The 26,787-nt window shown below is 33.6% G+C and carries 25 protein-coding genes and 3 pseudogenes; 2 read left to right on the forward strand and 26 right to left on the reverse strand.

Features of this window, described 5'->3' with window-relative positions:
• Positions 1 to 328 precede the first annotated feature (328 nt).
• The 14 genes and pseudogenes from FGQ66_RS00255 to FGQ66_RS00320 form a co-directional block, all read right to left on the reverse strand.
• Entirely contained in the window at positions 329 to 679 is a 351-nt protein-coding gene (locus FGQ66_RS00255; protein ID WP_138301353.1) for a type II toxin-antitoxin system PemK/MazF family toxin, read from the reverse strand.
• Entirely contained in the window at positions 672 to 905 is a 234-nt protein-coding gene (gene mazE, locus FGQ66_RS00260; protein ID WP_138301354.1) for a type II toxin-antitoxin system PemI/MazE family antitoxin, read from the reverse strand. Before mazE ends, FGQ66_RS00255 begins: the two co-directional genes overlap by 8 nt.
• A 311-nt stretch (positions 906 to 1,216) precedes the next feature.
• A complete protein-coding gene (locus tag FGQ66_RS00265; protein ID WP_249361086.1) occupies positions 1,217 to 3,229 on the reverse strand; it encodes a BglG family transcription antiterminator in 2,013 nt (670 codons plus the stop codon).
• Between the two features lie 97 nt (positions 3,230 to 3,326).
• Positions 3,327 to 3,956, reverse strand: a complete 630-nt coding sequence (locus FGQ66_RS00270; protein ID WP_138301356.1) for a bifunctional 2-keto-4-hydroxyglutarate aldolase/2-keto-3-deoxy-6-phosphogluconate aldolase — start codon at positions 3,954 to 3,956, stop codon at positions 3,327 to 3,329.
• Positions 3,943 to 4,854, reverse strand: a complete 912-nt coding sequence (gene dapA, locus FGQ66_RS00275) for a 4-hydroxy-tetrahydrodipicolinate synthase (RefSeq protein ID WP_138301357.1) — start codon at positions 4,852 to 4,854, stop codon at positions 3,943 to 3,945. The genes FGQ66_RS00270 and dapA overlap by 14 nt, the downstream gene beginning before the upstream one ends.
• Positions 4,851 to 5,468: an SIS domain-containing protein gene (locus FGQ66_RS00280; protein ID WP_081134690.1), complete on the reverse strand. Its 618-nt coding sequence runs from the start codon at positions 5,466 to 5,468 to the stop codon at positions 4,851 to 4,853. The genes dapA and FGQ66_RS00280 overlap by 4 nt, the downstream gene beginning before the upstream one ends.
• A gap of 24 nt (positions 5,469 to 5,492) precedes the next feature.
• Complete coding sequence (gene ulaA, locus FGQ66_RS00285; RefSeq protein ID WP_138301358.1) at positions 5,493 to 6,755, reverse strand: PTS ascorbate transporter subunit IIC; 1,263 nt, start codon at positions 6,753 to 6,755, stop codon at positions 5,493 to 5,495.
• A gap of 20 nt (positions 6,756 to 6,775) precedes the next feature.
• Entirely contained in the window at positions 6,776 to 7,072 is a 297-nt protein-coding gene (locus FGQ66_RS00290) for a PTS sugar transporter subunit IIB (protein WP_138301359.1), read from the reverse strand.
• Positions 7,065 to 7,529, reverse strand: coding sequence for a PTS sugar transporter subunit IIA (locus tag FGQ66_RS00295; protein ID WP_002342301.1), 465 nt, complete (start codon positions 7,527 to 7,529; stop codon positions 7,065 to 7,067). Before FGQ66_RS00295 ends, FGQ66_RS00290 begins: the two co-directional genes overlap by 8 nt.
• Positions 7,530 to 8,023: 494 nt before the next feature.
• Positions 8,024 to 9,607 (reverse strand): ATP-binding protein, encoded by a 1,584-nt coding sequence (locus FGQ66_RS00300; RefSeq protein WP_171024536.1) that lies wholly within the window; start codon positions 9,605 to 9,607, stop codon positions 8,024 to 8,026.
• A 39-nt stretch (positions 9,608 to 9,646) separates the two neighbouring features.
• A complete protein-coding gene (locus FGQ66_RS00305; RefSeq protein ID WP_138301361.1) occupies positions 9,647 to 11,485 on the reverse strand; it encodes a zinc-ribbon domain-containing protein in 1,839 nt (612 codons plus the stop codon).
• A 1,441-nt stretch (positions 11,486 to 12,926) separates the two neighbouring features.
• Positions 12,927 to 13,841, reverse strand: a pseudogene (locus tag FGQ66_RS00310) (DUF4767 domain-containing protein).
• Positions 13,842 to 13,937: 96 nt separating this feature from the next.
• Complete coding sequence (locus FGQ66_RS00315; RefSeq protein WP_138301362.1) at positions 13,938 to 14,828, reverse strand: EcsC family protein; 891 nt, start codon at positions 14,826 to 14,828, stop codon at positions 13,938 to 13,940.
• Positions 14,829 to 14,835: 7 nt separating this feature from the next.
• Positions 14,836 to 15,117, reverse strand: coding sequence for a hypothetical protein (locus FGQ66_RS00320; RefSeq protein ID WP_138301363.1), 282 nt, complete (start codon positions 15,115 to 15,117; stop codon positions 14,836 to 14,838).
• A 395-nt stretch (positions 15,118 to 15,512) separates the two neighbouring features.
• Between FGQ66_RS00320 and FGQ66_RS00325 the strand changes: the two genes are divergently transcribed.
• Positions 15,513 to 16,460 (forward strand): helix-turn-helix transcriptional regulator, encoded by a 948-nt coding sequence (locus tag FGQ66_RS00325; protein WP_138301364.1) that lies wholly within the window; start codon positions 15,513 to 15,515, stop codon positions 16,458 to 16,460.
• A gap of 289 nt (positions 16,461 to 16,749) precedes the next feature.
• Here the strand turns inward: FGQ66_RS00325 and FGQ66_RS00330 are convergent, their stop codons facing one another.
• The 9 genes and pseudogenes from FGQ66_RS00330 to rlmH all read right to left on the reverse strand — a co-directional run bounded on the left by FGQ66_RS00330 (position 16,750) and on the right by rlmH (position 23,136).
• Positions 16,750 to 17,763, reverse strand: a complete 1,014-nt coding sequence (locus FGQ66_RS00330) for a DUF4767 domain-containing protein (protein ID WP_138301365.1) — start codon at positions 17,761 to 17,763, stop codon at positions 16,750 to 16,752.
• A gap of 70 nt (positions 17,764 to 17,833) precedes the next feature.
• The gene (locus FGQ66_RS00335) at positions 17,834 to 18,130 is read right to left on the reverse strand and encodes a hypothetical protein (protein WP_138301366.1); all 297 of its coding nucleotides are present in this window, start codon (positions 18,128 to 18,130) and stop codon (positions 17,834 to 17,836) included.
• A 4-nt stretch (positions 18,131 to 18,134) separates the two neighbouring features.
• On the reverse strand, positions 18,135 to 18,416 hold the full coding sequence (locus tag FGQ66_RS00340; RefSeq protein WP_138301367.1) for a hypothetical protein: 282 nt from the start codon (positions 18,414 to 18,416) through the stop codon (positions 18,135 to 18,137).
• Positions 18,417 to 18,560: 144 nt separating this feature from the next.
• Positions 18,561 to 19,058, reverse strand: coding sequence for a DUF1643 domain-containing protein (locus FGQ66_RS00345; protein WP_328291028.1), 498 nt, complete (start codon positions 19,056 to 19,058; stop codon positions 18,561 to 18,563).
• A pseudogene (locus tag FGQ66_RS15610) lies at positions 19,038 to 19,205 on the reverse strand (4'-phosphopantetheinyl transferase); the annotation flags it as partial. The gene FGQ66_RS00345 and the pseudogene FGQ66_RS15610, both read right to left, overlap by 21 nt.
• Before the next feature lie 26 nt (positions 19,206 to 19,231).
• Positions 19,232 to 19,540 (reverse strand): DUF960 domain-containing protein, encoded by a 309-nt coding sequence (locus tag FGQ66_RS00350; protein ID WP_138301368.1) that lies wholly within the window; start codon positions 19,538 to 19,540, stop codon positions 19,232 to 19,234.
• 107 nt (positions 19,541 to 19,647) lie between these two features.
• Positions 19,648 to 20,518: pseudogene (locus FGQ66_RS00355) on the reverse strand (LEM-3-like GIY-YIG domain-containing protein).
• 224 nt (positions 20,519 to 20,742) lie between these two features.
• Positions 20,743 to 21,981 carry an ATP-binding protein gene (locus FGQ66_RS00360; protein WP_138301369.1) on the reverse strand — a complete coding sequence of 413 codons (1,239 nt, stop codon included), beginning with the start codon at positions 21,979 to 21,981 and terminating at the stop codon, positions 20,743 to 20,745.
• 675 nt (positions 21,982 to 22,656) lie between these two features.
• The gene (gene rlmH / locus FGQ66_RS00365) at positions 22,657 to 23,136 is read right to left on the reverse strand and encodes a 23S rRNA (pseudouridine(1915)-N(3))-methyltransferase RlmH (RefSeq protein WP_138301370.1); all 480 of its coding nucleotides are present in this window, start codon (positions 23,134 to 23,136) and stop codon (positions 22,657 to 22,659) included.
• 427 nt (positions 23,137 to 23,563) lie between these two features.
• Here rlmH and FGQ66_RS00370 point away from each other — a divergent pair, with 427 nt between their 5' ends.
• The gene (locus tag FGQ66_RS00370; protein ID WP_081133846.1) at positions 23,564 to 24,847 is read left to right on the forward strand and encodes a S1C family serine protease; all 1,284 of its coding nucleotides are present in this window, start codon (positions 23,564 to 23,566) and stop codon (positions 24,845 to 24,847) included.
• A gap of 104 nt (positions 24,848 to 24,951) precedes the next feature.
• Here the strand turns inward: FGQ66_RS00370 and ytpR are convergent, their stop codons facing one another.
• The 3 genes from ytpR to FGQ66_RS00385 all read right to left on the reverse strand — a co-directional run bounded on the left by ytpR (position 24,952) and on the right by FGQ66_RS00385 (position 26,718).
• The gene (gene ytpR, locus FGQ66_RS00375; protein ID WP_138301371.1) at positions 24,952 to 25,569 is read right to left on the reverse strand and encodes a YtpR family tRNA-binding protein; all 618 of its coding nucleotides are present in this window, start codon (positions 25,567 to 25,569) and stop codon (positions 24,952 to 24,954) included.
• Between the two features lie 339 nt (positions 25,570 to 25,908).
• The gene (locus FGQ66_RS00380) at positions 25,909 to 26,376 is read right to left on the reverse strand and encodes a universal stress protein (RefSeq protein ID WP_113845208.1); all 468 of its coding nucleotides are present in this window, start codon (positions 26,374 to 26,376) and stop codon (positions 25,909 to 25,911) included.
• 21 nt (positions 26,377 to 26,397) lie between these two features.
• Positions 26,398 to 26,718 (reverse strand): thioredoxin family protein, encoded by a 321-nt coding sequence (locus tag FGQ66_RS00385; protein WP_113845207.1) that lies wholly within the window; start codon positions 26,716 to 26,718, stop codon positions 26,398 to 26,400.
• Between the last annotated feature and the right edge of the window lie 69 nt (positions 26,719 to 26,787).

Raw genomic sequence — 26,787 nt, forward strand, 5'->3', positions numbered from 1 at the left:
ATATCTTTACTTTGCAAGATTTCATCCTAGAAAAATCATTTGTAGGAGCAACCATGCCGCTAACATATTTATCAAAACTTATTTTTACTTGTTAGCGTAACTTTTTTGAGATGATTGGGAATTTGCCTGACTCTTTAAATCCAGAATTAAAAAAAGCGGTACGTCAACACAAAAAAGGAAACGCCAAAACGTCTCCTTTTCGTGATTTAATTCAAAACAACATTATTTGACTTAGCACCGTTAAAGACACAGGAGGACTGGAGCCTAAAATGTACCACTCTTAGTATGTATGTTCTTTTATTTCACATTGTTGCTGTCATCAGTCCATTTATAACTGAAAATTAAAATTCATCAAAAAATGCTGCGCAATATTAATGAACTCTCGCTGTGAAACTTTTCCTAGAATATCTATTTTTCTTCCACCTTGTTTCGAATAATCTAATGTGTATACTTGTTTCGTATTCACTCGACTACCCGATGCTAGTTTTTCATGTTTAATCTCCACAAAATATGGGCGATTTTTGTTAGTGCTAGTGATTGGACAGACAATAATCAAATTCGAACTATAACTATATTCATCTCTACTAATCACGACTGCTGGTCTACGCTTAGTTATTTCACTTCCTCTTGAAGGTTCAAAATCAATGAATACAATCGTTCCTTGTTCAATATTATTCATCAAATGACCTGCTTTCAACACTAAAATTTGTTGCCAGTTCATCTTCTTCATCTACAAATTCATTCTTTTTTGCCGAAACAAAATAATCTTCAATTTTAGGAATTAAAGAAATGGTTCCATCTTCCTCTTTACTTATATAATATACCTTACCTGCTGGTACACCATATTTACTAGCTAAAGTCACCATTACAGCATTCCCTTGTTTTCTGGTTTTGACCGTATCCATTTTAACTCCCCCATTCTTTTAAACGATTATAACAGGTAATTACTGTAATTACAATTTATCGTCATTCATACTTACTATCATATTCACTTATTTAATGACTAACGTATTTTAGGTTTTAACGCAAAAACAGCCATCTCCTTATTTTGGATATGACTGTTCAATCAATTGTTGGACTTCTGCTGGTATACCCTGCTTCATAAAGTGAAATATCTCTTTGTATTATAGATCAGAGGTTATTTTTTCGAACGAGATTGGGTATCGCTTCTTTTCATGACTACATCATTCATCACTATGTCAGTTTTTTTCAGCTTTTATTCTACCTTTAACACCTTTTCCAACCAATGATATACTTCACTCGCTTGTTTCGCATGATCTAATTGATTGAAAAATGCTCTGTTATCTAGTAACGAAACTAACTCCGCAACAGCTGCTATGTGTTTTTTATTGTCTACAGCTGAAAGTGTAAAGATATATCTTACTGGTGTCTTTCCCATTACTTTGATTTCGTTTTTCAACACAGTGATGCCTAGACCAACTTTTCTTGTTCCATCTTCTGGACGAGCATGTGGCAATGCTACTTTGTCCATTATTACCATGTATGGCCCTTCTCTTCTAGTAGTCTGGATGATTGTATCAATGTAGCGACGATCTATGATGTTAGCTTGAACTAAAGGCGACGCTGCTACGTAAAAAGCTTCTTCCCAACTTCGTGCCACTACATTTAATTGAATATATTCTGGTCTTAAAATATCCAATAGATTTAGCTCTGAAGACACGAAAGATTTGTATCTCTTGTTTTCTTTAACTATCGAAAATTCGCTCTTATGTAGATATGACTCTAAGGATTTTCCAAGTTGCTCCATATTTTTTATATCCGCATATCTATCTATGATATCTAACAATTCATCCATTTTATATTTTCGATAGGGACTCTCACTAGAGTTTTGTATTTCATGGATCAAGTGATATTTTTCATCAATACTCATAATTGGATTGACTACATAAATTGGCTTTTTTTGTGAATAAAGACGTATGTTGGGAACTGTCGTAAAGATCATATCATAATTTTCTGCAACAGTTGATAGTTCGTTGGTTTCTACTGGACCCATCAAAATCATTTCGGGAAAAATACTTTTTAGTTCATTATAAATGATTGCTGCGCTGCCAATCCCATTTGGACAGACAATCAAACCAACTTTCTGTTGAACAGGATATTCATCATAATCATTTAGTAAAGAAGCAAAGTGGATAGTTAAAAAAGAGAGCTCTTCATCTGGTATTTCAGTGCCAAAAAGAGTCTCAATAGGATTCATTGTCTCTTTGACGATTTCAAATAAATCTGGAAACTCTACTAAAATCTTATCGTGAAGATAGTTTACAATTGGTAAATGAAAAAACAATCGGTAATATGCTGGTCTAAAATGACTAAAAAGCTGGTTTTTTGCTATTTTTTTATCTTTAAACCGGACACCAGATAACATTTCGAAACGATGAAATATTCGCTCAACTAGTTCATTGATAACGGAGTAATCAGCAATCGTTTGATCTGCTGTTCCTATAGCCATTCCTAATATCCATCCACAGACATATAAGCTAGCGTACTTATTCGTGATTTCAAAGGATTTTAATAGCAATACAGAAAACTGATATTCTTTCATTCTAAAGAAAGTTTGATAATTGTATTTAGTATAAAATTCGGGCCACTCTCTATTTAGACGAGGAACTAGAAAGATGAACATGTAACAAAATTCATTGAATCTATTTTCAACTAATCGAATATCAAATACATCCATCAATTCTTTTATTGTCTTTGATATTTCTACCACATCGATATCACTTTCCTGCCATAAAAAATAATTATAAAGAAATAGATCATCCCCTAAACTGGAATCCTCTAAAATCATTTTCATAAGGAAGTAGCGGATTTTTGCTTCATCTCCAACTAGCTGATACCCATTTTTTCTAGTATATACAATTTCTAAACTATGAAATTTTAAATCTTCTTCTAATTTTTTTATATCTCTAGTAAAAGTAGTTTTTCCAACATTTAAAACCTGGATAAAGTGATTAAGGGATAAGTATTCTTTACAATGGAAAAATAACATCATAAAAATATATTTTTTTCGTTCCTCAAAACTCAGCTCATAATACTCATAAATCTTTTTTTGTGAGAAGAGCTCTAAAAGATAGTTATTATTTTTTTCGCTTACTTCTACATTTAGATTATCTACAAACAATGGAGTAAAGCCAGCATCTATTAAAATACTACTGGCTTTCTCCAAAGCATAGTCAATCTGAGACTTAGACAATGATAATTGTTCCATAAGATTTTGCTGACTGTTAATCGGCTTTTCTATCAACTTTTTCATCAAAAGGCGGGTTCTTCGATCAATTATCATTATCCGTACTCATTCCTTTCAGTTACCCATAAAATTCTATCACTTTATTTCTTAACATTGTCGCATGTCTTTCAATTTCTTTTCCAGTTCCTTTAGATAATAAAGTACCTACTCCAATACAATCGACTCCGCTTTCTAACCATTCAGGCATATTATCTATTGTTACACCACCGGAAGAAAGAATTGGAACCTGTGGCATTGGCGTCTTAATTGTAGATACAACTTTAGGTCCGTAGAAACTAGCTGTCGGGAAAGCTTTGATCATATCTGCACCAGCTTCCAGCGCCTCTACTATCTCTGTCATTGACGTACATCCAGGCATGTATGGAATTTGATATCTATGACAAAGTTTCGCTACTGACAATTGAAAGTTAGGGGCAATGATAAATTCAGCGCCGCTTGAAATCGCTTGTTTAGCTGTTTCGCTATCTAGTACCGTACCTGCACCAATGAGCACCTCATCCTTATAGGTTTTCTTTAACTGCGAAATAATCTCTCCGGCATTCTCATTCGTATAACTGATTTCAAGGCATGAGATACCTCCTACTAAACAACTATTGACAATTTCTTTTGCTCTTTCTATTGTCTGTACACGAATGATTGCCATTAATTTTTCTGATTCAATTCTAGAAAGAATTCTATTTTTTTTCATTTTCTATATCAAACCCTTCGATCTTTTGATATCTCGATAAAACATCCATGATTTCTTCATGATGATCCTTATTTATTCTTAAAACAGGTAATTTAGGGTCCCCTACCGAATTTCCAATAACTGCACAACAATATTTTAAAACACTAGGCACTGTCGCAAATTTCAATATTCTACGAAATTCTTCGATACTTTCTTGTAGTTCTCTAGCTTTTTGGATATTTCCTTTTAGAAATTGATGGTAAATTGCAACATCCGTTTTTGTTAGTATATTTGATGTAGCCGCTATTGCTCCATCTGCTCCTAATAATAGCCCAGATAAAATTTTTGAATCTGACCCAACTAGAACAGAAAAATCTTTTCTTTCTTGACTATTACGGATATACATCTTGATATTTTCAATATCCCCACTACTATCCTTGATGCCAACGATCTTCTCATTTTTTATTAGCCTTTTAAAAACTTCTTCACTGATATTAATTGCTGTATTTGCAGGAATATTATATAAAATAATCGGTAAATCGGTATTTTTGACAATTGTTTCATAATGATGAATCAGTTCATCCTCGTTTAGTTTTATTAAAAATGGCGTAATAATAGAAACTGCAGTCACACCAACTTTTTTTAGCTTATTTGTTAAATCGATCGTCGCTTCTGTAGAAATGCCTCCTGAACCAGCAAATACTGGTACACGTCCATCCACCTCATTTACTACGATTTCTGCTAACATCAATTTTTCTGCTTCACTTAATGCATAAAACTCACCATTTGTTCCTAGAATAAATAATCCAGATACTCCAGAATCAAGCAAACGATTGACTAATACTCGAGTTGCATACTCATCGATTCCATGCTCATTTAGAGGTGTAACCATTGCTGTAACAATTCCGCTTATTTTCATGTTGTTTGTACTCCCTTTTCTTTCAGAATAGATTGACCTAAAGCACCACCGGGATGCCATAAGTAGTAATCATTTAAGTCAATATTTTCTGCTTGTTGTAAAAGAACCGACAAACTCTGTAAAATAATGATTTCAGCTAAAATCGAAGCTCTTGGTGGCTTATTTAGATCATCCCCTTCTTTAAGTACACCAGCAAATAAGTACACATCTACATTCTCCCTTAACCATGAAGAAACTCCTCCTGTTACGCCAATGACTTTCACTCCGATTTTTTTTAATGCTAGAATTGTTTGTTTTAGTTCTTCTGTTTGTCCACTATTTGAGATAGCTATCACAATATCTTGGGGTAAAACTTGTCCTGCTGATCCATGAACAGACTCCGTTGTATCCAAATAATAAGTGGGTGTTCCAATTGATGAATTCAATGCGGCAATGTATTCTGCAACATGACTAGGTTTTCCAACTCCTGTGATATGAACACGCCCATGTTTCTTCTTACTACTACTGATCAATTCTGCTGCGGAAACTAATTCTTTTTTATCAATTTTATTGATAAAATCGTGTATTTCCTTTTCAATAGTTTCAATAAAATAATCTAATTTATACGTCTCCAAAAAATTACCCTCTCTCCAAAGTAACTACATTCCGAACACATTCAATAGTTTATCTAATAAAATCCCCCAAACATTGTAATCAATATTAGGAAAAGTAGAGCCTTCGATTCCTAAACTACCATACAATGGATATAGAACCGTTGGGAGAAAAGCTAACAGTAGTCCTACAGTAAATGATCCAACGACTGCACCACGCCAACCTCCAGTTGAATTTCCAAATACAGCTGCTGTACCACCAGAGAAAAAACAGATATGGGCTGCTGGAATGATCACGATCGGAAATTTAAAAATGACCATTATCAGTACACCTAACAATCCAGCTGCATAAGATGAAAGAAAGCCGACAATAACAGCAGTAGGTGCAAATGGGAAGACTGTTGGTACATCCAGTGCGGGCCTAGAATTAGGAATAAATTTTTCAGAGATTGCCACAAATGCCGTGGTGATCTCTGCTAAGAACATCCGCACACCTGTCATCAAAATAGACATACCAGCCGTAAAGGTAAACGCTTGTACAAAAGGAAAAACCAACCAGTGGATTTTCCCAGCAAGTTCTTGTGTGACTTCATGACCAGCTTTTAGCGCTGAAATATAGAACAAAAATAACATCACAACTGCAACACCCATTAAAAAATCTCTAAAAAAGGACAACCATTTAGGAAAATTGATGTCTTCGGTTGTGCGGTCTTTATATTTACTAAATAGCTTGCCAATATAACCAGACAGTGCATAGCCAACCATATTAAAATGGCCAATAGCAGTTGCATCACTTCCTGTAATCTTACGCATGAAGGGCTGACATAATTGAGGCAATGCTGCGGAGAAGAAGCCAAGTAATAATCCACCAACGATAATTGCGGCTACATCCGAGAAGTTATGCGCTTTCAAAATCAAAGATAACACACAAGCAAAGAACAAACTATGACCAGTCGTAAAAAAGATATTTTTGAAAGGAGTGATCCTAGCAATTACTAAGTTCATGATAAATCCCAAAATCAGCGTACTACTCGTAACAAATGCAAATTCTGTCTGTGCTAATGCTGTCGCTGCTTCAGGAGAAGCAACAACTCCTTTGATATGGAATCCGGTTTGGAACAACGTATTGAAGTTCTGCAAAGCCCCTGTCATGATCGTGCCACCTGCACTAAAGATCAAAAAGCCAATAATTGTCTTGGAGGTTCCAGTCAAGACTTCTGTTCCAGACTTTTTTTGTGCCAATAAGCCTATCATAGCCACAAGCCCTAACAGTACTGCGGGCGTACTTAAGAAGCTAATAATAAAATCCATTTTTCAGCCTTCCTTTCTAACTACTGTTTTTCTAACTCAATAAATGCTTCTTCAAGTTTTGTCTTAATTTCATTCTTATCCACAATATTCGCAATGCCAACAATCTTCTGTGGTAAATTTTTTTCTATTAATTCATTCGCAACATCAGGCAAAGTAATGATCAGATCTCCCTGAAAACCTGGCACACCATCTAAAGATGAATGTTCTACTTCTAACGGAAAGTTATTTTCTTTAACAACTTCATTGACTTTTATCTTTAGCATCAAACTTGATCCTACTCCTGCACGACAAGCTACTAAAGCTTTATGACTATTCATGGTTATTCTCTCCTTCTGCTTTTTCAATATAGTTTTTAAATTCTTCTTTAGATGAAACGACTTTGATAAATTTTAGAAAATCTGGATTTCCTAATAAATTTGCCAATTCTGATAGCAATTCAATATGCGCTTGGTTATTCTTGGCACTTAATGGAAAAAGATATTTAACTGGATCATTGGTACGATGACCTGAAGTAACTGGGTTCTTCAATCGCATAAATCCAATAGCTACATCTTTTGCTCCACTTTCCACCGTTGCATGAGGTAAAGCAATATTTTCAGTAATAACGATATATGGACCGGTCTCTTCGTAAATCTTCAAAATTGTTTCGACATATTTTTCAGTTACTACATCTGCTTCTAAGAAAGGTTGCAAAGCTTTTCTTATTGCTTCTTCAAAGTTATTTGCCTGAACATCTAGTTGAATATATTCATCTTTGATTACTTTACTTAACACTTATTTCGCCTCTATTTCATTTATTACTTGTGCACGTCTATACTATAAGTTCCTCCGCCCTACTTGACAATGTAAACTGGGTTCACTTTTTTATAGTAAAAAAACAAAAAGCGTGCTCTAATGGGAATTTATTCTTATTTTCTGTGCCAAGAGCGTTTGACCCATAAAAAAATAGCCTTCTCTCAAAAAAAACAGTTCGTTTTTTCTTCCCTATAAAAGAAAAAACGAACCAAAATGCTCTATCAATAATCGATTGAGAGCAATGAGATTATGCATATATTTAAAAATAAAATAAGGTATTCCTATAATCGAAAAGGAATACCTTATATATAAATTATTTTCTCATTAACTCGCATCCGTTAGAAATACCTTGCTAGACAACTCTTTCAAAATAAACTCTACTTTAGATGTTCTTAATCACTCTATTCGTACTATTTGTCAATGAATCATAGATAGTTATACTTTACTTTATTACATTCTACAACTTTATAAAGTTATACCGGTGACTCAAGAATAATTCTGTCAAACTCTTTCTTAATATCCGTGTCCAGCAATTTTTGAATATTTTTTCGGTGAAGTACTTCATTCCTGATGTTCTGGACAGAACGAAAACCTAAATCAAGTAAACCTGGGATATTAACAGTCATTAAAAATGTTGCTAAAAAAGCAGACCCTGTACTTGCCTTAATAGTGGCATGCAAAACATCCACAGTTGTAAAACTGGCAGAAGAAAATAATAATAGCCTTGCCAATTCTCTATTATTCGCTACAGGAATACTATCTTCCAATTTTTTTCCATAATAGAAGTATTGCTTACAAAACCAATAGCATCTCAGTAAGGTTTCATAAATAATCACAGGAATCGTTTGAGCCGTGAAAGCTCTTAGATCATATCCATTTTTGAACATCCAGTCGCTTACCTCTGCGACATTCAAATTCTTCTGTCTATTATTTAGATTAAAATTTCCAATTTGTATTTTTTGTAGGGCTACCCATCCTGGAACAGGCAACCCACTTCCTCGCCCCTTAGATGTGCTACTCCCAGCAACATCACTAAGACAATGAAAAAACCAATTATTTGTTGCTTGAACAACACGTTGAATTATATTGCCATCTAATTCATTATTTAAATTTTCGGCAGCAACTGAGACGTACTTCCCTCCGTTCCCCATAAATGAACTAGTTCCACTAATTTGATTGTAAACACTAAAAACTAACCCTATTGGGCTAAAATCATGTGCTAATGATCTTAGATGATGGTTATCTAAGGTCATCCCCTCAACATTTCTATGTGTACCCGCATCATAAGATACATGATGATTTTTTTCTAATATTTTAATGCCGTCTTTTTTCCCCCACATTTTAGGAGTTCCATTTTTATCATAACCTTTTATACCTTTTTTTAAGTCATTTATCATTTCTTCTATTTTTTCTTTGTCTTTAGGTTTTGTAGCTTTTACTCGTTGATTTTCAAGTTCAGCAATTCTTTGATTTTTCCCAATTTTTTCAACAAGTTTATCAAAAATATTATCAACACTTTTTTGAAGCCCTTTAGCATTCTTCCCTTTTTTGATTATTCCAACAAACATGGTATCTACGTAACCAGCGATCAAACCACAACCAACTGCAAATAAGTAATCATACTTATCTAACTCGATCAATTCAAACTTATTAGTGAGGGTGTTAGCCATTTGAACTTGCTCAACATTTGAGAACATTGAAAAAAAAGGTGAAGATAAATCAATGTCATTTTTTTCTGCAAACCCTTTATTTTGTTGAACAGAAACATGCCACTCCTGATAAATCTCAGGTGTACTTATGTTCTCAACATTTTGTACCCTTATATCATCATTGCTTTGTTTTTTTATTTTAACCATTTTATTCAACAACTCTGTTTTGGTGGAGTTTGAAAAATGGTTACTTTTCTTTAGCATTTCCAATAGTTCGCGTTTTTTTTGATTAGATTTTTCAATTCTTTCGTCAAGCTTTTCCATGTTATACATAGCCAAATCAAGATTAGCTCTTCCCATATTTTTTAACTCGTTATCTACTACAAGTGATTCGGCTATCTCATTCATTGTATTCAATTCTTTTTTTTGTTTGCGGTTAACCATACATTACTCGCCACCTAACAAGTTCTTTAGTTTTGATTTAGCCTTTTTAGTTACAATTTTACTTTGCGCTGCTGCTAAAGCTTTTGTATCAAAGTAGCCAATATTCTCTAAAATTTGTCTAGCATGTCTAAGCATCTCAATATTTGCTTTCTCATTAAGATATAATACATTCAAACTCTGAACTTTTTTATCCAAATACACACTATCTTCTTTAGGCGATGGTAAATAAATTTCTTTGATTATTTGATCATCTTGTATATGGTTTATGTCTTTGGAGATTAATTCATCATATCTCTCAACGTCTAATTTCTCAGGTAAATTTGCAATCACATATTCTAACTCCATATCTTCTTGGTCTTTTTCAACTAGTACTCCAGATTTGGCTATATTTTGAGATTGATTAATCATAGTTATCATCTGATCCATCATTTCATTGTTCAATTCTTCTGATTCCTTTAATTTATAAGCAAAAGAAGATATCTTCATAACTAACCAATTAATATCATCAATAATGTATACATTAGCCGCTCTCAATTGTTCGATTTTAGTAGTCAAAGCGCTTATGCGAATACTTGATTTTTCAAGTTCACCTGTTCCCGAAAGATACTTTATTCCTTGATAGGCTCCGACACTAGCAATTGTCGCTAAACCAAGTAACGTTCCACCAGGAACTGCACTGATTGCTAGAAGTCCTCCGGGAATACTGCCACCCCATCCTGCAACAGTACTAGTAACAGCTAAAGCACCTAGTGAAACCCCAGTTCCACTGGCTATTGTAGCAAGCTTATTCGTCAGTTTACTAACTTGTTTATCATTAAGACGTTCAGAAATAATCATTTCTTCAGTTTTTATTTTTTTTGCAATAAAACCAACTTGTTTCTCACCTATTTCAAGCGTTTTCATAGCATCAGTAATATAATTGTACTCTCTCCAATTATCTATTTTATTCTTATTCATTGAAATAATATCCATTGCTAAAGACTGATAAATTAGCGTATAAGAAACTCTAGCCTTGTCTAATTCTGCCTTAAGTAGGAGTACTAAATCTGAAAAACTTTCTTCCATATTTTCAGCAAACCGATAGTCTCGCAAGTTTTTAGCAATTGATTTTGTTACTTTTACTTTTGTCATAAGAGTAATTAACTCTTTGTATTCCTCACTACTGATTTTATAGTCATCTGATTTTAAAAAAGCAATAACTGCTTTAAAATAGAGTTCTATAATTTCAGGACTAAGATTTGATAATTGAACTAATTGATTATTAGATTCAATTTTATCAACATTTTTTTCAAAATTTTCTAGTATTTGAGATATAAATTTAAAAGGTAAAGCTGAATCCATTTTTTGTGAATCAATACGAATAGATTTTCCATATTTATAATCTATAGTTAAAAATTGAATTTCGACTTTTTTACCCTTTTCAGTAATATTACGTTCAATTTCATATTCAACTTTTGAAATATCTTCATACGGAATTTCTATTGAACTTCCAAAAGATCCTCGTAAATAAATTTGCTTTCCAGTAAAAACAGCTCCCGCTTTTCCTTTATTAATTATTGCTGTGTTAATAATGCCCAGTACCATGGAAGGATCTACACCTGATCCAATAGTCTTCGCCGCTGGAATTAGTAATTTATTATCGATGTTAGGTACCACACTAAGATTATCGATAGTTGCTTCACTTAATACTTTTTTAATATATGACTCAGAGGATACTTTTTTTAATTCATTTTTTTCCCCACTTTCATTCACAGAGGGTACTTTATATCCACATCCTGAACAAAATTTTGCACCTTCTCCCAACTTATTCCCACATTCTGGACAAAACTTCATTACATCCATCTCCTAACAACATTTTTCATTTTTTGTTTAATCTTATTTAAGTATATCAAAAATCTTCTATTTACATACTTGTAATTTCATGTCTGAGACAAAAATTGTCTCTTTTAACAAATCGGGTAGAAAATAATCAACATTCTTTAATCTTTAAGAGTTTTTCAATCCGTCTTTAAGAGTAACCAAAATTACACGTATAATCATGTTTAGCTCTTTGCTTAAGAACAAACTTTAGCTTTCACCTTTTTCCATTGTAAAGCGTATTTAGTACACTTAAAGTTAAACTACGATAATGAGTATAAAAACTAACGTTATCTCACTTGTAAGATTGAGTAGGTTTTCATATAATATATCAGACAGTTTTTTCAATTTTAAATTCTCTTCTACTATTCTTTTATAAGACTACTATAATAAAATGACATATTCTGTCATAAGGAGAAATTTATGAATAGACATCAAAGAATAAAGGGGAATTTTTTAGTCATTACTAAGGTCATGATATATCAATATCTTAACTTGCTAATCACTATAATATAACTGGTCTAACTATCTAAGAGATATAGCAGCTCTGAGCATTATTTCTATGTAATTCTTTATACCCTATATTCCATTGCCAACACTACTTAATCTATTTTTTAAAATCATTTCTTAGATATTCAATCTACATCAGAAAAAAATCAAAGTTTATTCTAAAGATTGATGAGCGCATATCTGGGTTTTAAAAGAAAATGAGGTCCAAGTGTCTTTTTATGGCTCTACAATTTATGAAACTAATGAATAAGAGTTGATTCTTCAGTTCCATTTTGCATAGTTAGTTGAGCTCGCAAAATGAGTGAAATATATTTCCAACACTGTCCTTTCTATAAAAGTTTTTAATGCACATTAGGCGTATCTATTAAACTCATTTTACTAGCTACTTGTTCCTTGAATAAGAAAATGTAGGTTTATTAATTATCGTTCTTACAGTTACTTTTTATGTATATTAGATTCAAAAAGGCGATTCCATAAATCAATTACCCTACTCTTGTTACACTCTATATAAAAAAAATGTGGACTAATCTAAAAAACAGCTTTGCTACAAGACTATAATTCCCAATAAATGGCGTCCAAGAGTCAGGTTTTTCGGAAATTAAAAAAAAAACGAGCGTGGGACAAAAGTAAGAAACACGTTTGTCTCATTCTTTAAAAACGAATAAACAATGGAACAGAAGCAAATCCGAGAAATAAGCTCAAACTCACAAAAATTTTAAAAGCAATTTTTGTTAATTTCTTCTTATTTCTCGGGGTTAAACACTTCTGTCCCAACCTCTTTTCTCTCCAATTTCTCAAATCTAACCGACTTTTGTCTCGACCTCGTTATTATTTGACAAAGAATAATATAAATTTTTTAATTCCGTTAAATGAGGAATCATAGTGCTCCATCAAGAGTTTCTTTCATCCATACCGCTTATTTTAAGTCAGGATATTTTTCCAATAAATTCATCGCACTTTGGGCTAATTGTGCATTAGTAGCATTACCTACGAAAGAATCAAGTATTTCTTCATCGGGAATTGAATTTAATACCTCTTCATTAAATCCTTGATTTTGTTTTAGTATCTCCCTAATTGTTTGTGCTCGTTCACTCGAACTTGGAGTGGATGAACCAGTCGTTGCTTGTGCTGTTGTAGTTGTTGCTTGTTGACTAGATTCTTCAACCACTGGAGTTTGAGGCATTTGTCCATTCACAATATCCACAAATCCTTATTTTAATTGCTGATTTTGAGTTTCATTGAAGTACATGTAATTTTGATCATTGCCTTGATTTTGTTGGGTAATGTAAACTTTAGGTTGTCCATTTTGGAATCCAAAAAAATAAACATGTTTTCCTAGATAACCTACAGTTTCTGCGTCTGAATATACAGCTATTAAATTAAAATCTGCATTTCCTTTTCCATCTTCTGACCATTGTACGGTAACTGGCGATTCATTAATTGCCATTTTCCAATTACCATTGATTACTGCCTGTGGTAAAGGTGTACCATAAAGACTTACATTATTTTGGGGAGTATAATTTTTATATTCTTGGCCTAGCGTATTGCCCCACTGTATGACAAAGGATGCTAGTTGTGAAGATTTATTTGTATCCCATAATTCTTGTTTTATTTGAGAAACAGTCGTACCTGAACTCGTTGGCTTACCAGACTCTGTTGTGCTAGTTTCTTGAGCTGTTGTTTCTGTTCCTTTTGTAGCAGATACTTTTTTTTCTGATTCAACTTTATGAGTCGTTGAATTGACTGTTTTTGTCTGTTTATTTTGAAGATTGGTAGAACATCCTGCAAGTAGAAAAATCACACCTAGTACTAACAATCGTTTTGCTTTCATCTTTTTCCTCCTCATAATAATAAGATTGACTCCACTTATTTAAGAAAAAGAACCACCCATTTAAAAGAAAGAGTGGGTGATTGCCTTTCTAAACAGTTATTTCTTTAACAGTTCTTGCTTTAATTGTTGAAACTCTTCTTCTGTAATCATTTTCATTTTTAACAAATCAGAAAGTCTTTCTAATTGAGAGAGAATTGTATCCGAAGAAACGATATCAGTAGATACCTCTTCAAACTCTCCTTCTAAAATATCTAAATCTTGTTGAAGTCCTTCTTCCGTATATGTTACATTCTTTCCTAATTCTATTTTTAGCTTCGTTGCCATTGGTTTCATAGACACGTAATTGATCCCCCCTGAGAAAACACCTCCTACTACTGGTACTACTTTAGAAATGCCTTTCGCAAAAGTATTTTTGGTTAACTTTGTTCCAAAAATAGCAAGTACGCGTTTGATTACTGGATAATATAGCGTTTTAGTTAGTGCTTTTTGGGGAATTTTTTTCAACGCTTGTGTGGAGAGTTTTCCAGATAACACCCGTACAGCAGACCCTGCGGAAGTTACTCCAAGCATAATCCCCAAATAAAGAATTAACGTAGTTTTTGCTTCTTCACTAAGCTCTCCGTTCGCTCCTCTTAAATCTTTGAAACCATAAATATACGAAATTTCTTGCGCTAATCGTAATGAATAGCCAAAAAATTGAAGGAGATCTGCTGGAATAGTTGCTGCCATAGCGACACCTCCTGGAAGTCCAGTTGCTAAAGATACCGCACTTGATTTCAAGGTAATGGATTGAATACATTTTTGTGCTTCACGGTCTAGTGTTTCTTTGGATAAAAACGCCTGTGGTCCTTTTTCTATGAGTCCTTCAATATCAGAAACCTTCCCTTGAAATGTTTGAATCAAAAATGCTCGACGATCAATTTTGACCATTGGTAATTTAAAAGCTTCTTCTATAATTTTTAAACCTAGTGTTTCTTCATTAGCCATGTGCATATTACTCCTTTTGTTGTTGTCTGATAATACTTTGAATCCACCTTGTTGAAAAGCCGTACTGATCCGTTAACTTCCTATAATCAATAGAATGATTTTCTTGTACCATTGTTACAATTTTTTGAGCGACTAATTCGCGGTCATATATTTTCATTGGAAAAGACAATTGTTGTCCACGAAAAGCGATATAAAACTGATAAAGTAATTCAGAGTCTAGTTCTTTTTCCTCAAAAAATTCATAGATACTTTTATATGAACTCGTCAAACATTCCCCATCTACTTTCACTTGCTCACCTCCACTTCCTATAGCATTTTTAAAATATCATATTGATTCCTCCATTGATAATCTATATAACAAGGGGTTTTACAAGTCATTTAGACTGAAAAAGAACAAGTAAAACAACCGGAAAAAGAACATGTAATTTGAATATTCAATTTTCTTTATTGGAATAACAAGAAAAAAACGTGCTCTTTTCGCTTATATATTCTAAAAAAAGATGCATGCAATAAATCTATTAAATCCTCAACATGTTTTTTATTGATAATATACGGTTTATCCTTAAAGTCCCTACATCTCTACATAAAGACTCTAATAATTTCCCCTTGAATATTGTATTCCCCCCTATCACAATGCTATGATACTATTAAACAGTGTCATAATATGTCATGTAAGGAGAAATTATGAATAGCAACCAACGAATCCTTGAAATTTTTTTCTTACTTTATCAAGGAGAGAAAATATATATTGATGAATTAGTTCTCAGGTATCAGGTTTCCAAGCGGACTATTCAACGTGATCTGTCGTCTATTAAAGATGCTATAGATAATACTATCAGCAACGAACTAACACTAATTTATAATGCGAATCACCGCTACTACAGTATAAAAAAAATGAATCAACTAGCTATGGAAGAAGTTTTGACCATCAGCAAGGTTCTCCTCGAAAGTCGAGCAATGACCAAGAATGAACTTGAGAAAGTTATTAATCATTTATTGGATGAACTATCTTTTGACTCAAGCAAAATCATTAGAAAATTACTAGCCAATGAGCTTATTTGCTACTATCCTTTAAAACATCAAGAAAAATTACTAAAGCGGATATCGAATTTTACTCATTATATTACTAAACAAATTGTTTTAAACTTTGACTACCAAAAAAATCGTGGAGAAATCGTTACTCGTGAAGGTTTACCTGTTTCACTATTCTTTTCCGAATATTATTTTTATGTACTTCTTTACAATCCAACCTATCAAAAATATTTATATTATCGCTTAGATCGTTTCATCAAGATTAAAGAAACTAATAAAAAAATCAAGATTCCTTATAAAGACCGTTTGGAAGATAGTCAACTCCGCAAAAAAACACACTTTATGTATGCTGGTAAAGAAATAACTTTTACCTTTCGTTTTTGGGGGATTATCGAAGCAGCCCTTGATAAACTACCCACTTCTAAAGTAATCAAAGAGTTTGATGATACTAGCGTCCTAATTGAAGCTACTGCTTATGACACTGGTGTTATTATGTGGCTGCTCAGCCAAGGAGCCAATGTACAAGTAACATCTCCTCCTTCTTTTGTAGAAAAGATCCAAACGGAAATTGAAAAAATGCAAAAAAGGTACACAACGTAATTTTGTTGTGTACCTTTTATAGGCTCTTTGTCAAATGATGTTGGTGATGAGAAATCTTAGAATAATTTGGACAGAACAGAAAGAAGAAACCCTCTTTCTGTTCTGCTTATTTGGTTAAAAAATAGCCCTTCAATAAATTCATTCTTCCTCTGTCTATATAAGCTGATTCTTAATAAACAATAGTACAAATTATTGATTACGTTAAAACGATTAGCCACACTAGCACATTAAGAGAGTCTTCCATCTATAACTCTTATTTTTTATTTATACAATATTATAACATAAGATATCACTTGATTATTTGAGAATTATTAGTCATTCCAATACGTTGAGATATTCTTCCATCTGTATAAACTTTGAATTGTTTCCCACCATTCATTGTAGTAGTTCCAAGACCATCATCAGTTGAAATAACAACTGGATAATATGATCCATTTTCATCTTGTTCCATATCTGTCATATATTGTGTCGATTCAATAATATTAGTAGTTGCTTCATTTTTATCTGGAGTATCATATAACCATAAAGCTTTATTATCTAATACAAGTTGTTTAGCTTCTTCCCAACTTGAAATTACTGAAGTTGATGCTTGTTGAGACTGTTGTGTAGTTGTTGTACCAGCTATGGATGTTTGTGGTTCTTGTCCATTAACAATATCATTGAAACCTTGTTTTAATTGTTGATTTTGAGTTTCATTGAAATAAACGTTGTTGTATTCATTACCTTGATTCTGTTGAGTAATATAAACTTTAGGTTGCCCATTTTGGAACCCAAAGAAATAAACATGTTGACCTAAATAATCAGCTGTTTCAGCATCAGAATAAACAGCTACTAAGTTAAATCCTGAATTACCAGTTCCATCCTCTGACCATTGTACATTAACTGGATTTTCGTTAATTGCCATATGAAAGTTGCCACTGATTACAGATGATGGTAAAGACAATCCGTATAGATCAAGATTGTTTTTTGGACTATAACTTTTATATCGTTGACCAACAGTGGTTTGCCATTGAGAAATAAAAGTTTCTAATTGAGAAGCCTTGTTAGCATTCCATAAAGCATTCTTAACCTCTTCAGTTTTAACTGGAGCTACTGAAGAAGATTTAGTGGTTGAATTTTCACTTGCACTCACTTCCACAGATTTCTTCGTTTCTGATGTAGTCTGTTCAGTTGATTGCGCTTTACTTTTTGTAGTCGCAACTGCAGTATCAGTTTCTTCAGTCGATTTAGTTCTTGTATTATTAGATGTACAACCACTAAATAAAATCCCCATTCCAATTAGTAATAACAACCATTTTTTCATTTTATTTACCCCTTTCGATTTCTCCCCCACATACTTATTTTATCAGTCAATTAATCTCAATGGTGTTCATTTAGTTAATCCTTTCCCAAAAATGTCGATAGCCAGTATGACAACGATCTCTTCCTTGCGGGCTTTCAGATGGATTAAAACTAGTAGAAATTTCTCTTCCACATCCCCTACAACGATAAGTTTTCATCATTTTTGTGCTATTGGTATTATTTTTCTTAGTTAGAGCTATGAGTCCAACTATGATTACACCGACTGTCTTGATTACTTTTCCTTTATCTATATTCGGATGTGCATGGATATATTTATATAACCAGTATCCACCATAAATTAAACCACCTAATAAAATCAGCTTAGCCATGTACTCATCTCCTTTCTTTTTGTTTGATTGCTTCTTGAATCCATCTTGTAGAAAAACCATAAACTTCTATCAATTGACGTATATCTACCAGTTCTTCCTGTTCTACCATTTTTTCGATTCTTTTTCTAACTAACTCACGGTCGTACATCTTCATTGGAAAAGAAATTTGTTGCCCTCGAAAAGCAAGATAAAATTGATAGAGTAACTCTGGATCGAATCCCTTTTCCTCAAAAAAGTCATTGATGCTTTTATAAGAATTAGTCAAACAAGTTTTATCAAATTCCATCTACACACCCCCTGTTATTTTTACATAATGAAAATAGCATATTACTGGATGTATTGATAATCCATATAACGTGTATAATCACATATATTTTTCAAGTTAAAAAACATGTAAAACTACTTAAAAGAAACAAGAGAAAATAAAACGTTATTTTTCTTGAAATAATAATTGACTATCCGCCAATTCCCATTCATTACGAACATGAATACTTAATGGGTGGGGTAACTTTCCTTTTGCGTTTACCAATACTTTGGCCATTTTCTTTTGTTTCGCACTCAATTGAGTGTAAATGCTTTTCGCTTGTTCATAAGCCACTTGACTCGTTACTGTGATCGAACCACAAGCAAAAATAATGGTGTTGATTTTCTTTTCTGTGAAAGCAGTTGTTAATATTTCCAAAGATTGTTCATCATTTCCGCGAGAGAATACCCGAGGACTTTTCGCTTTTGTATATGAAAAAAGATTGACTGCAATAAAACCAGTAAATCCTAATTGTCGGATATTCTTTTCGATTAGTACCATACTTAAATCATTCGTGAATGGTTCCGTATCTGTTGGACGAATGGTAATGACTACCGCTAGTTTTTCTTCCTCTTCTTTCCCTTTAATTATCCATTGTCGTTTGAAAACATAACGATGCGTCATCACTAAACGAGGTAGATGGACACCTTCAGGAAGCGTACCCATTTCAATTTCCTCTTTTTCCATCGTAACAGATTCATAGCCCCACTCTTCAAGAGTAGTGACTAGCTGTGCACACTTTTCCAGTACTTCGATAGCCGATTCTAACAAGTCATTTCGCTCCTTTCTTTTAGATATTAGTATTCTTCTGGCAGTAACATCGTTTGATACTCCACTGAATTAATGCCCCATATTTTTTGAGATACTGATTTCAAACAAAGCTTAGGTAAAATCAGATACTCTTTTCTTTTTTCAGGTTCTTCTTGACGATGGACCAACTTTTGATGTCCTTTTTCCATAGAAAATTCAAAGATTTGAAGATAGTCTAAAGGAAGTTGCTTTTGAACGTTTTCATCGATTAAATTCCAACATAAAACTTGTAATTCCATCGGTAAACTGTCCATTACTCCCTTTGTGACATAGCGTTGTCCTTTGTTTTGAAACATTTATTTCCCTCCTTTGCCATTAAAAATAGCCCAATCCTCTATAAAGAAGATTGGGCTTCATGGATATAATATATATTTAAATTTATATTTATTTCAGGTAACTACTACTACCGAAAATACCATTGGAAATGATTATTAATATATGCAACTGCACTCCCACTACCAAATTTGATATCTGGTAAAGATCGTTTATATAAATTAAGTTCTCGCAAAGTATCTTCTCTATTCGATAATGCCTGAAACGCATAGCGTGTTAGACCATTTTCAAATTTCTTCGATTCCGAATATCGAGAAGAAACTTTATACGCAACAACAACCGCGTTATCTACTCCTGTATTAACAGCTATAACATAGCGAATCCAATGTATTTTATCGCGACCAATTACCCAGTTACCTAGCGTACGAGATTTTAAATTATTATCATCCACGAAATCTGTCATCAATCGAATATTCTTGCGATTCATCTTTACAAAGATTAAAAGCATCTCTCACGTTTACCGCTAAAATCAACTCATCTGTCGCTATTTCGTTTATATCCATCTCTTGGAATCCGAATTGTTCTTCTATCTCTTCAACTAACATTGCCTTAGAACCATGCCCTTTTACTAAATTTGTCAACGAAAGTCCTTGAATCAGTTAAGCATAATTGATCAGCGCATTCTCACTGGCATAAGCTTCGCTCTCAGTTAAACCATAACTAAGTATATAACTTAGTATTTGTAGATTTATTCTGTTTATTTCTTGGATGTTTTTTATTTTCAATGTTCTAGCTGTTTCATTTTCTTCAAGTAAATCTGATTTTCTTAGCATATTCAGTGCCGCTTTGCGATGGGCAAAAATACGATTTCCTTTTCCTTTACCAATATAAAAAGTCTGGTTATTTCTAGGATCAACCAAACAATAGACATAGTAAGGATGTTTCTCGTCTTTTTGCAACTCGGCTAGAGTAGACGCAGAAAAATGGTTAAGTTCACTCATTTGATACTCCCCTGTTTTACTATTTTTCTCTGTCTTAAAAAATATCATCACTTATGATACGGAGCTGGGTATCATGAGTGAATGATATTTCTACAATTTTTCATCAACACATTAGGGAAATACAAAAGTTAGTAGCATTATAAGCTAAATATCATGGCTGATGGTATCGTCTATAATCGATACTTGGTATTCAACTAGTTTATTAATAAATACTCCTTATAAAATCACTGTTTTTCCATTACTTCTAAGTAATATCTAGTTGATGGCCCCCTGCCTTCAGAACCAATTATATCCATTTTTTTTAACTCCGATATCATTTCTAATGTATAACTTTTTTGTAAGTTAAGAGCTTCCTGAATTTCCTGGCGACTAGCAAGTTTCCCATCGTTAAGATACTGGATAATTGAAATCATATTGTCACTTAAGTCTAAGCTGTTCAATTTGTAATTCATATTATATAAAATTACTTTGAACAAATTATGTGTGGCAATTAATTCTGGTTGTCTCTTGAAACCTTTATATAACGAATAAATACGACGAATTCCTGAGCCATAATTCTCTATATAGTTCATTTTATCCAAAACATTAATTAGAATAGGGTTTCGTTTAGCATTCGCACCTTGTTTTATATCTTCTAAGGTCAGTCCATCTGGTAAAGAACCTGGAGAGGATATTGCTAATCTATCATCAAAAAGCTCAATTTTAATATCCGAACTCATTGTATAATCTCTATGAACGAACGCATTTATTACCGCTTCTCGGACAGCATTTATAGGATAAGAAAAATTTTCGATACGTTTTCCATTATAGCCAAAAGTAATATTAAGTTGATTATTAAAGTGAATATATTGAATCGCATCATCATTTTGTTTAGCTACTGATCCTGAAAAAATTTTTTTGTCTCGAAAATTTACTACATCTACTCCGTCATAAATGGCTGCTTTGGAAACAAATGGATTCCCATCACTAACTATCCATGCAGCATTATTATATTGGTCTTCTTCATTTTTCTTGAAATCAAGCTCAATAATATCAAACTTAGTTCCATCTTTTTCAAAGACATTTTCCACATAACTAAAATCTAAAGAAGGAAGCTTAATCTTCTCACTATCAAATGAGTTAGCATTATGCCGATTCAACATTCTTTTTATTTCTGCATCACTCGCTTTTCTTTTCGAACTACCGTTACGAATATATACCCCTTTTGAATTAAAGCCTTCACCATCAGTATAATAATACGGTTTATTGGTTCCCGCACTAACAGAAATTTTAAACGGATCACTATTAGGATCTACCTGTATAAGTCCGGTTACCTCTGGTCTAAAACCATTAGCCACCCAATTACTTATAGTTTCTTCCCAGACCTTATACTTTTTATTTCTATCTCCTTCAGTTAAACAAGTTACTGATACACCATCGTCATCCACTCCTAAATAAATCGTTCCTCCTGTACTACTATTCAAAAGGAAACAATTTCTGCTTTCAGTTGATTAGCCTTTTTAGGAATGTCTTCTTTATATTCAATATTATGATCCTCACTAAGTTTCTCCAATTGTATTCCTCCTATGAAATTAAATGATACAGTTCTTAAGATTCATATTATTTCTAATATAATTTATAATTTTATTTTTAGAAATATGAATAAGCAAGTTTAGTAAAGGTATAGAAAAAATGATTCACTTACGTATTCGTTCAATTTTTCGTCCGGTCATTTGCCTACTGCCATTTCAACACTTATTACTTATCGTCCGATTTTTCGTCCGGTCGTTGCTTCTTGTCATTTCAACACTTTTTACTTATCGTCCGGTTTTTCGTCCGGTCACTTGCTTGCTGTTAATTCAACGTTTTCTAGCTATCGTCCGGTTTTTCGTCCGGTCTCAAAAATGTATTTTTCATTGACGTCAGTACTACATATTTTTTCCAAAAAAGATAAATTGTTAGATATCTTCGTCACACACTTCCTTTTCTATTTACGTTCCATCGTAGTAATGCTCACAATCTATTCTTTCAATTACTTTATTTATATTTTTTATGATGATTTTTCTGCTTTATTTTTTATATTTCGCTATCTCTCAACCTTGAACTTTCTACTAAAATTTATGATATGTTTCTCTTATTTCAACTATTCCTCCAACCCATCATTTATGATAAGGAGCCCCCGTATTGATACGAAAGGCACGATAGATTTGTTCGACGAGGATCAGACGCATCAGTTGGTGTGGATAAGTCATTTTGCCAAAGGAGATTTGGGTGTTGCTTCTTTTCATGACTGCCTCGCTTAGGCCTAATGAACCACCGATGACAAAAACAAGGTGGCTTTTTCCTTGGATGCCTAATTGATTGATTTGCTTGGCAAATACTTCACTAGTGGGATTTTTCCCTTCAATAGCTAAGGCATAGACATATTCTTGTTCTTTTATTTTACTTAATATCCGCTCCCCTTCTTTTTCCTTCACTTGGCGCATCTGGGCATCACTTAGATTTTCTGGTGCTTTTTCATCGGGTACTTCGATTAATTCGATTTTGGCATATGCCTGTAATCTTTTAACATATTCCTGAATTCCTTGGATCAGGTACTTTTCTTTCAATTTCCCGACTGAAATTATTTTGATATTCACGTTCTCGTACTCCTCTATTTGATTTCTTCTTCCATTATAATAGAATTTCGTTCCGGATAGGACATGGAATGACGGATTTATTTTTACAAAGATTCCCACATAGTTATGCACAACATCCACAGGTTTATCCACAGAAAGAGAGGTATTCGTGGCTTATTTTATAAGTATTTCTTAAGCAAACATATGTTTCTCACAGATTTATCCACTTTATCCACATATTGTGGATAAAAAATACTCTTGTTTTTCCTCAGTTTATCCCATGTTTTTTACACATATCTTGTGGAAAAGTATTTTTTTATTTTTTTCATCTGAAATCAATGATTTTTCCTAAGCTTTTTCATAAAAAGTTCATAGTCTCAAAGTAGACTAAATTTAACAAATAGGTCTATACTTAAATAAAAGAAAATAATAATTGGAGGCAGGCCACATGGATAGAAAAGATGTGACATCAAAAATGAAAAAGAAAAATAATGGTCTTTGGCGCAAACTTGGACTAGGTTTAGTCGGTGGTGTGATTGGAGGATTATTAACAGCGGGTATTTTTTATGCTGCATTAGGAAATGGTCACTCCAATACGAGTGCTGGGGGTAACCAGAATTCGTCAGGTGAAACTGTTGTAGAAAATGTCAAAGTGAATGTAGATTCAGATATTACTAGTGCTGTAGATAAAGTACAAGATGCGGTAGTTTCCGTTATCAACTTGCAAAGTCAAAATCAATCGAACGATTTTGGCAAACTATTTGGGCAACAGCAGCAAAGTACTGAAGATAGTGATCTAGAGGCTTCTAGTGAAGGGAGTGGCGTTATCTACAAAAAAGAGGGCAACACTTCATATATCGTAACAAATAACCACGTAGTTGACGGGCAACAAGGATTAGAAGTTTTGCTCAAAGATGGGACAAAAGTCAAAGCAGAATTAGTTGGAACTGATGCTTATTCTGATTTAGCTGTATTGAAGATCCAATCAGATAAAGTGGATAAAGTTGCTTCATTTGGCGACTCTAGTGCTTTAAAAGTTGGTGAACCTGCGATTGCAATTGGTTCTCCTTTAGGGTCCGAATATGCCAATTCAGTGACGTCAGGTATCGTTTCTTCTTTGAACCGACAAGTGACAAGTACAAATGAATCCAACGAAACTGTAAATATCAATGCGATCCAAACAGATGCTGCAATCAATCCTGGTAACTCAGGTGGTCCACTGATCAACATTGAAGGACAAGTGATTGGGATCAACTCAAGTAAAATCGCTACTACTTCTGAATCTTCATCTGGCGTAAGTGTTGAAGGTATGGGCTTTGCAATTCCAAGTAATGATGTAGTCAATATCATCAACCAACTTGAAAAAGATGGTAAAGTGACACGTCCTGCATTAGGAATTACGATGTACGATTTATCTTATGTTTCAACGCAGCAAAAAGAACAAGTCTTGAAGATTCCTTCTTCAGTCACAAATGGTGTGATCGTGGCAAGTGTCCAACCAGCAACACCTGCTGAAAAGGCTGGTTTGAAACAATATGATGTAATTACTAAAATCGACGACACAGAAGTTTCATCTGGTGTTGAGTTACAATCAGCTCTTTATAAGAAAAAAGTTGGCGACACAGTAAAAATCACTTATTACCAAGAAAAAGATGAAAAAACTGCTACAGTTGAATTGACGATCGATCAATCTGCATTAAAACAAAACCAATCATCGAATTCAGGAAACTGATTCTATTAACTATAGAAACTATCGTCTTCCCCAAAACGAAAAACCTCCCAAAGAAAGCATCATTTTCTTGGGAGGTTTTTTCATGTCAATTTTATTTTTTTATATTAAACACTGCGGGTCTTTAAGAAATCTTCCCCTATCACTGCATCTGCTGGCAATACCAATATGCCCTTCTTTTCTGGAGCATTTGGCAACTGCAATTCTTTCGCAGAACAGATCATGCCAAAACTTTCTATCCCACGTAAAGTACCTGGCCAAATCATCATTCCATCAGGCATCATCGCACCTGGTTTCGCTACAACAACTTTTTGTCCAGCTTCGATATTTGGTGCTCCACACACGATTTGCAATGTTTCACTATCGCTTACTTGTGTTTCCGTGATTGATAAATGATCTGAGTCAGGATGTGGGACACAAGTTTTAACATAGCCGACAACGATTTTAGGCTCATTATCTTCAACGAGTGTTTCCGTGAAGCCTGCTTCTTTTATCAATCGGTTCAATTCGGCTAATTGTTCTTTCGTTACTTCAACTTGTCCGTTTCCTTCAATAACGAGGTGGTCAGAGAGATGGAAAAAATTCCAGGCAACGATTTGTCCTGATTCATCCTTTACCTGTGCGACATTTCCTTTGCGGATAACGCTATTTTCCGTTCCTTTATCATCGGCTATGATCACCATCAAAGTATCACCGACATGTGCTTTATTGTAAGCAAAAATCATGTTTTTTCCTCCAGTATCATTTGCTGTCACTTATCTTAACAAAAATTGTTGATCGATGCATGAGATTTTTTTCATCCAAAAAATAAGCCCTTTTTGCCATACTTTATAGCATTTTTCTGATTCCAAAAAAATAAAGGGGTATGACAAAATCCTTGTCACACTCTCTTTTGCGGATAAATGGCGTTTCAGAAGTAGCCTTTTCGAGAAATCAGCCAAAATCCCACAAACATTGCAGAAACAATTTTTGGAATTTCCTTCTTATTTCTTGAATCTAGCCACTTCTGTCCCGGCCTCTTAAAATTCAGATAAACAATGCGCTAACACGCTTTTTGCATGTTCTTATTCTTTTGCTGCTGCTTCTTCTTCATCTGACACGATCAAGACGTCACAAGGTGCTCGACGAATGACATAGCTTGCCACACTTCCAGTCATAAAGCGTTCAACTGCATTTAGACCTGATTGTCCTACCATGATCAAATCGATTTTATATTTTTTAGGTAAATTGATTGCCATTGTTTCTCTGACCGAACCGTAGGCAATGATTCCTTCGATATCTTGATAATCAACGGTTTTCCCGTAAGCTTTGCAGTCTTCAATCATTTGTTTTGCTGCTTCTGTTTGTTGATCCACTACTGTTTGATCGATTGGAGCATAGCCCATAAAATTATAAAATTGTTGATCGATCACATTCACTACGTATACAGTACCTCGATTTCTTCGAGCAACTTCGACCGCTTTTTTAAACGCTAAAAGTGCTTGTTCACTACCATCGATACCGACTAAAATATTTTGATATTCTTGTTCCATCTTGATCCCTCCTAGCAGATGTTAACCCTCAATCACACGATTTAAGAAATCCTCGACTTCTTGTTTTGTTTTTCTGTCTTTGTTTACCAGACGGCCTAATTCTTTTCCGTCTTGGATGACAACAAAACTTGGAATTCCAAAAATGCTCCACTCAGCGGCTACATCTATGTATTTGTCACGATCAACTTCAATAAAATTCCATCCAGAAAAATCATTTTCGATCTCTGGCATCTGCGGTTTGATAAAGCGACAATCACCACACCAATCTGCAGTAAAGAAAAAGATATTATTTCCTTTTTCCACATAACTAGCTAATTCTTCTAAACTCTCAGGAATAATCATCTGTTTACCTCTTTTCTTTTTCTTACATCTAGATTATACACCTTTATCCAAAACTGACCAACCCAAAGC

The sequence above is a fragment of the Enterococcus sp. BSD2780061688st2 D3 genome (genome assembly GCF_005844145.1).
Classification (GTDB): Bacteria; Bacillota; Bacilli; order Lactobacillales; family Enterococcaceae; genus Enterococcus_B; species Enterococcus_B durans.

Bases quoted from the DNA above. Each gene is read 5' to 3' on its own strand.
- FGQ66_RS00255 (WP_138301353.1), bottom strand. From the start codon at position 679: ATGAATAATATTGAACAAGGAACGATTGTATTCATTGATTTTGAACCT.
- mazE (WP_138301354.1), bottom strand. From the start codon at position 905: ATGGATACGGTCAAAACCAGAAAACAAGGGAATGCTGTAATGGTGACT.
- FGQ66_RS00265 (WP_249361086.1), bottom strand. From the start codon at position 3,229: ATGGAACAATTATCATTGTCTAAGTCTCAGATTGACTATGCTTTGGAG.
- FGQ66_RS00270 (WP_138301356.1), bottom strand. From the start codon at position 3,956: ATGAAAAAAAATAGAATTCTTTCTAGAATTGAATCAGAAAAATTAATG.
- dapA (WP_138301357.1), bottom strand. From the start codon at position 4,854: ATGAAAATAAGCGGAATTGTTACAGCAATGGTTACACCTCTAAATGAG.
- ulaA (WP_138301358.1), bottom strand. From the start codon at position 6,755: ATGGATTTTATTATTAGCTTCTTAAGTACGCCCGCAGTACTGTTAGGG.
- FGQ66_RS00290 (WP_138301359.1), bottom strand. From the start codon at position 7,072: ATGAATAGTCATAAAGCTTTAGTAGCTTGTCGTGCAGGAGTAGGATCA.
- FGQ66_RS00300 (WP_171024536.1), bottom strand. From the start codon at position 9,607: ATGAATGAGATAGCCGAATCACTTGTAGTAGATAACGAGTTAAAAAAT.
- FGQ66_RS00305 (WP_138301361.1), bottom strand. From the start codon at position 11,485: ATGGATGTAATGAAGTTTTGTCCAGAATGTGGGAATAAGTTGGGAGAA.
- FGQ66_RS00315 (WP_138301362.1), bottom strand. From the start codon at position 14,828: ATGGCTAATGAAGAAACACTAGGTTTAAAAATTATAGAAGAAGCTTTT.
- FGQ66_RS00325 (WP_138301364.1), top strand. From the start codon at position 15,513: ATGAATAGCAACCAACGAATCCTTGAAATTTTTTTCTTACTTTATCAA.
- FGQ66_RS00330 (WP_138301365.1), bottom strand. From the start codon at position 17,763: ATGAAAAAATGGTTGTTATTACTAATTGGAATGGGGATTTTATTTAGT.
- FGQ66_RS00335 (WP_138301366.1), bottom strand. From the start codon at position 18,130: ATGGCTAAGCTGATTTTATTAGGTGGTTTAATTTATGGTGGATACTGG.
- FGQ66_RS00340 (WP_138301367.1), bottom strand. From the start codon at position 18,416: ATGGAATTTGATAAAACTTGTTTGACTAATTCTTATAAAAGCATCAAT.
- FGQ66_RS00345 (WP_328291028.1), bottom strand. From the start codon at position 19,058: ATGACGCATCGTTATGTTTTCAAACGACAATGGATAATTAAAGGGAAA.
- FGQ66_RS00350 (WP_138301368.1), bottom strand. From the start codon at position 19,540: ATGTTTCAAAACAAAGGACAACGCTATGTCACAAAGGGAGTAATGGAC.
- FGQ66_RS00370 (WP_081133846.1), top strand. From the start codon at position 23,564: ATGGATAGAAAAGATGTGACATCAAAAATGAAAAAGAAAAATAATGGT.
- ytpR (WP_138301371.1), bottom strand. From the start codon at position 25,569: ATGATTTTTGCTTACAATAAAGCACATGTCGGTGATACTTTGATGGTG.
- FGQ66_RS00380 (WP_113845208.1), bottom strand. From the start codon at position 26,376: ATGGAACAAGAATATCAAAATATTTTAGTCGGTATCGATGGTAGTGAA.
- FGQ66_RS00385 (WP_113845207.1), bottom strand. From the start codon at position 26,718: ATGATTATTCCTGAGAGTTTAGAAGAATTAGCTAGTTATGTGGAAAAA.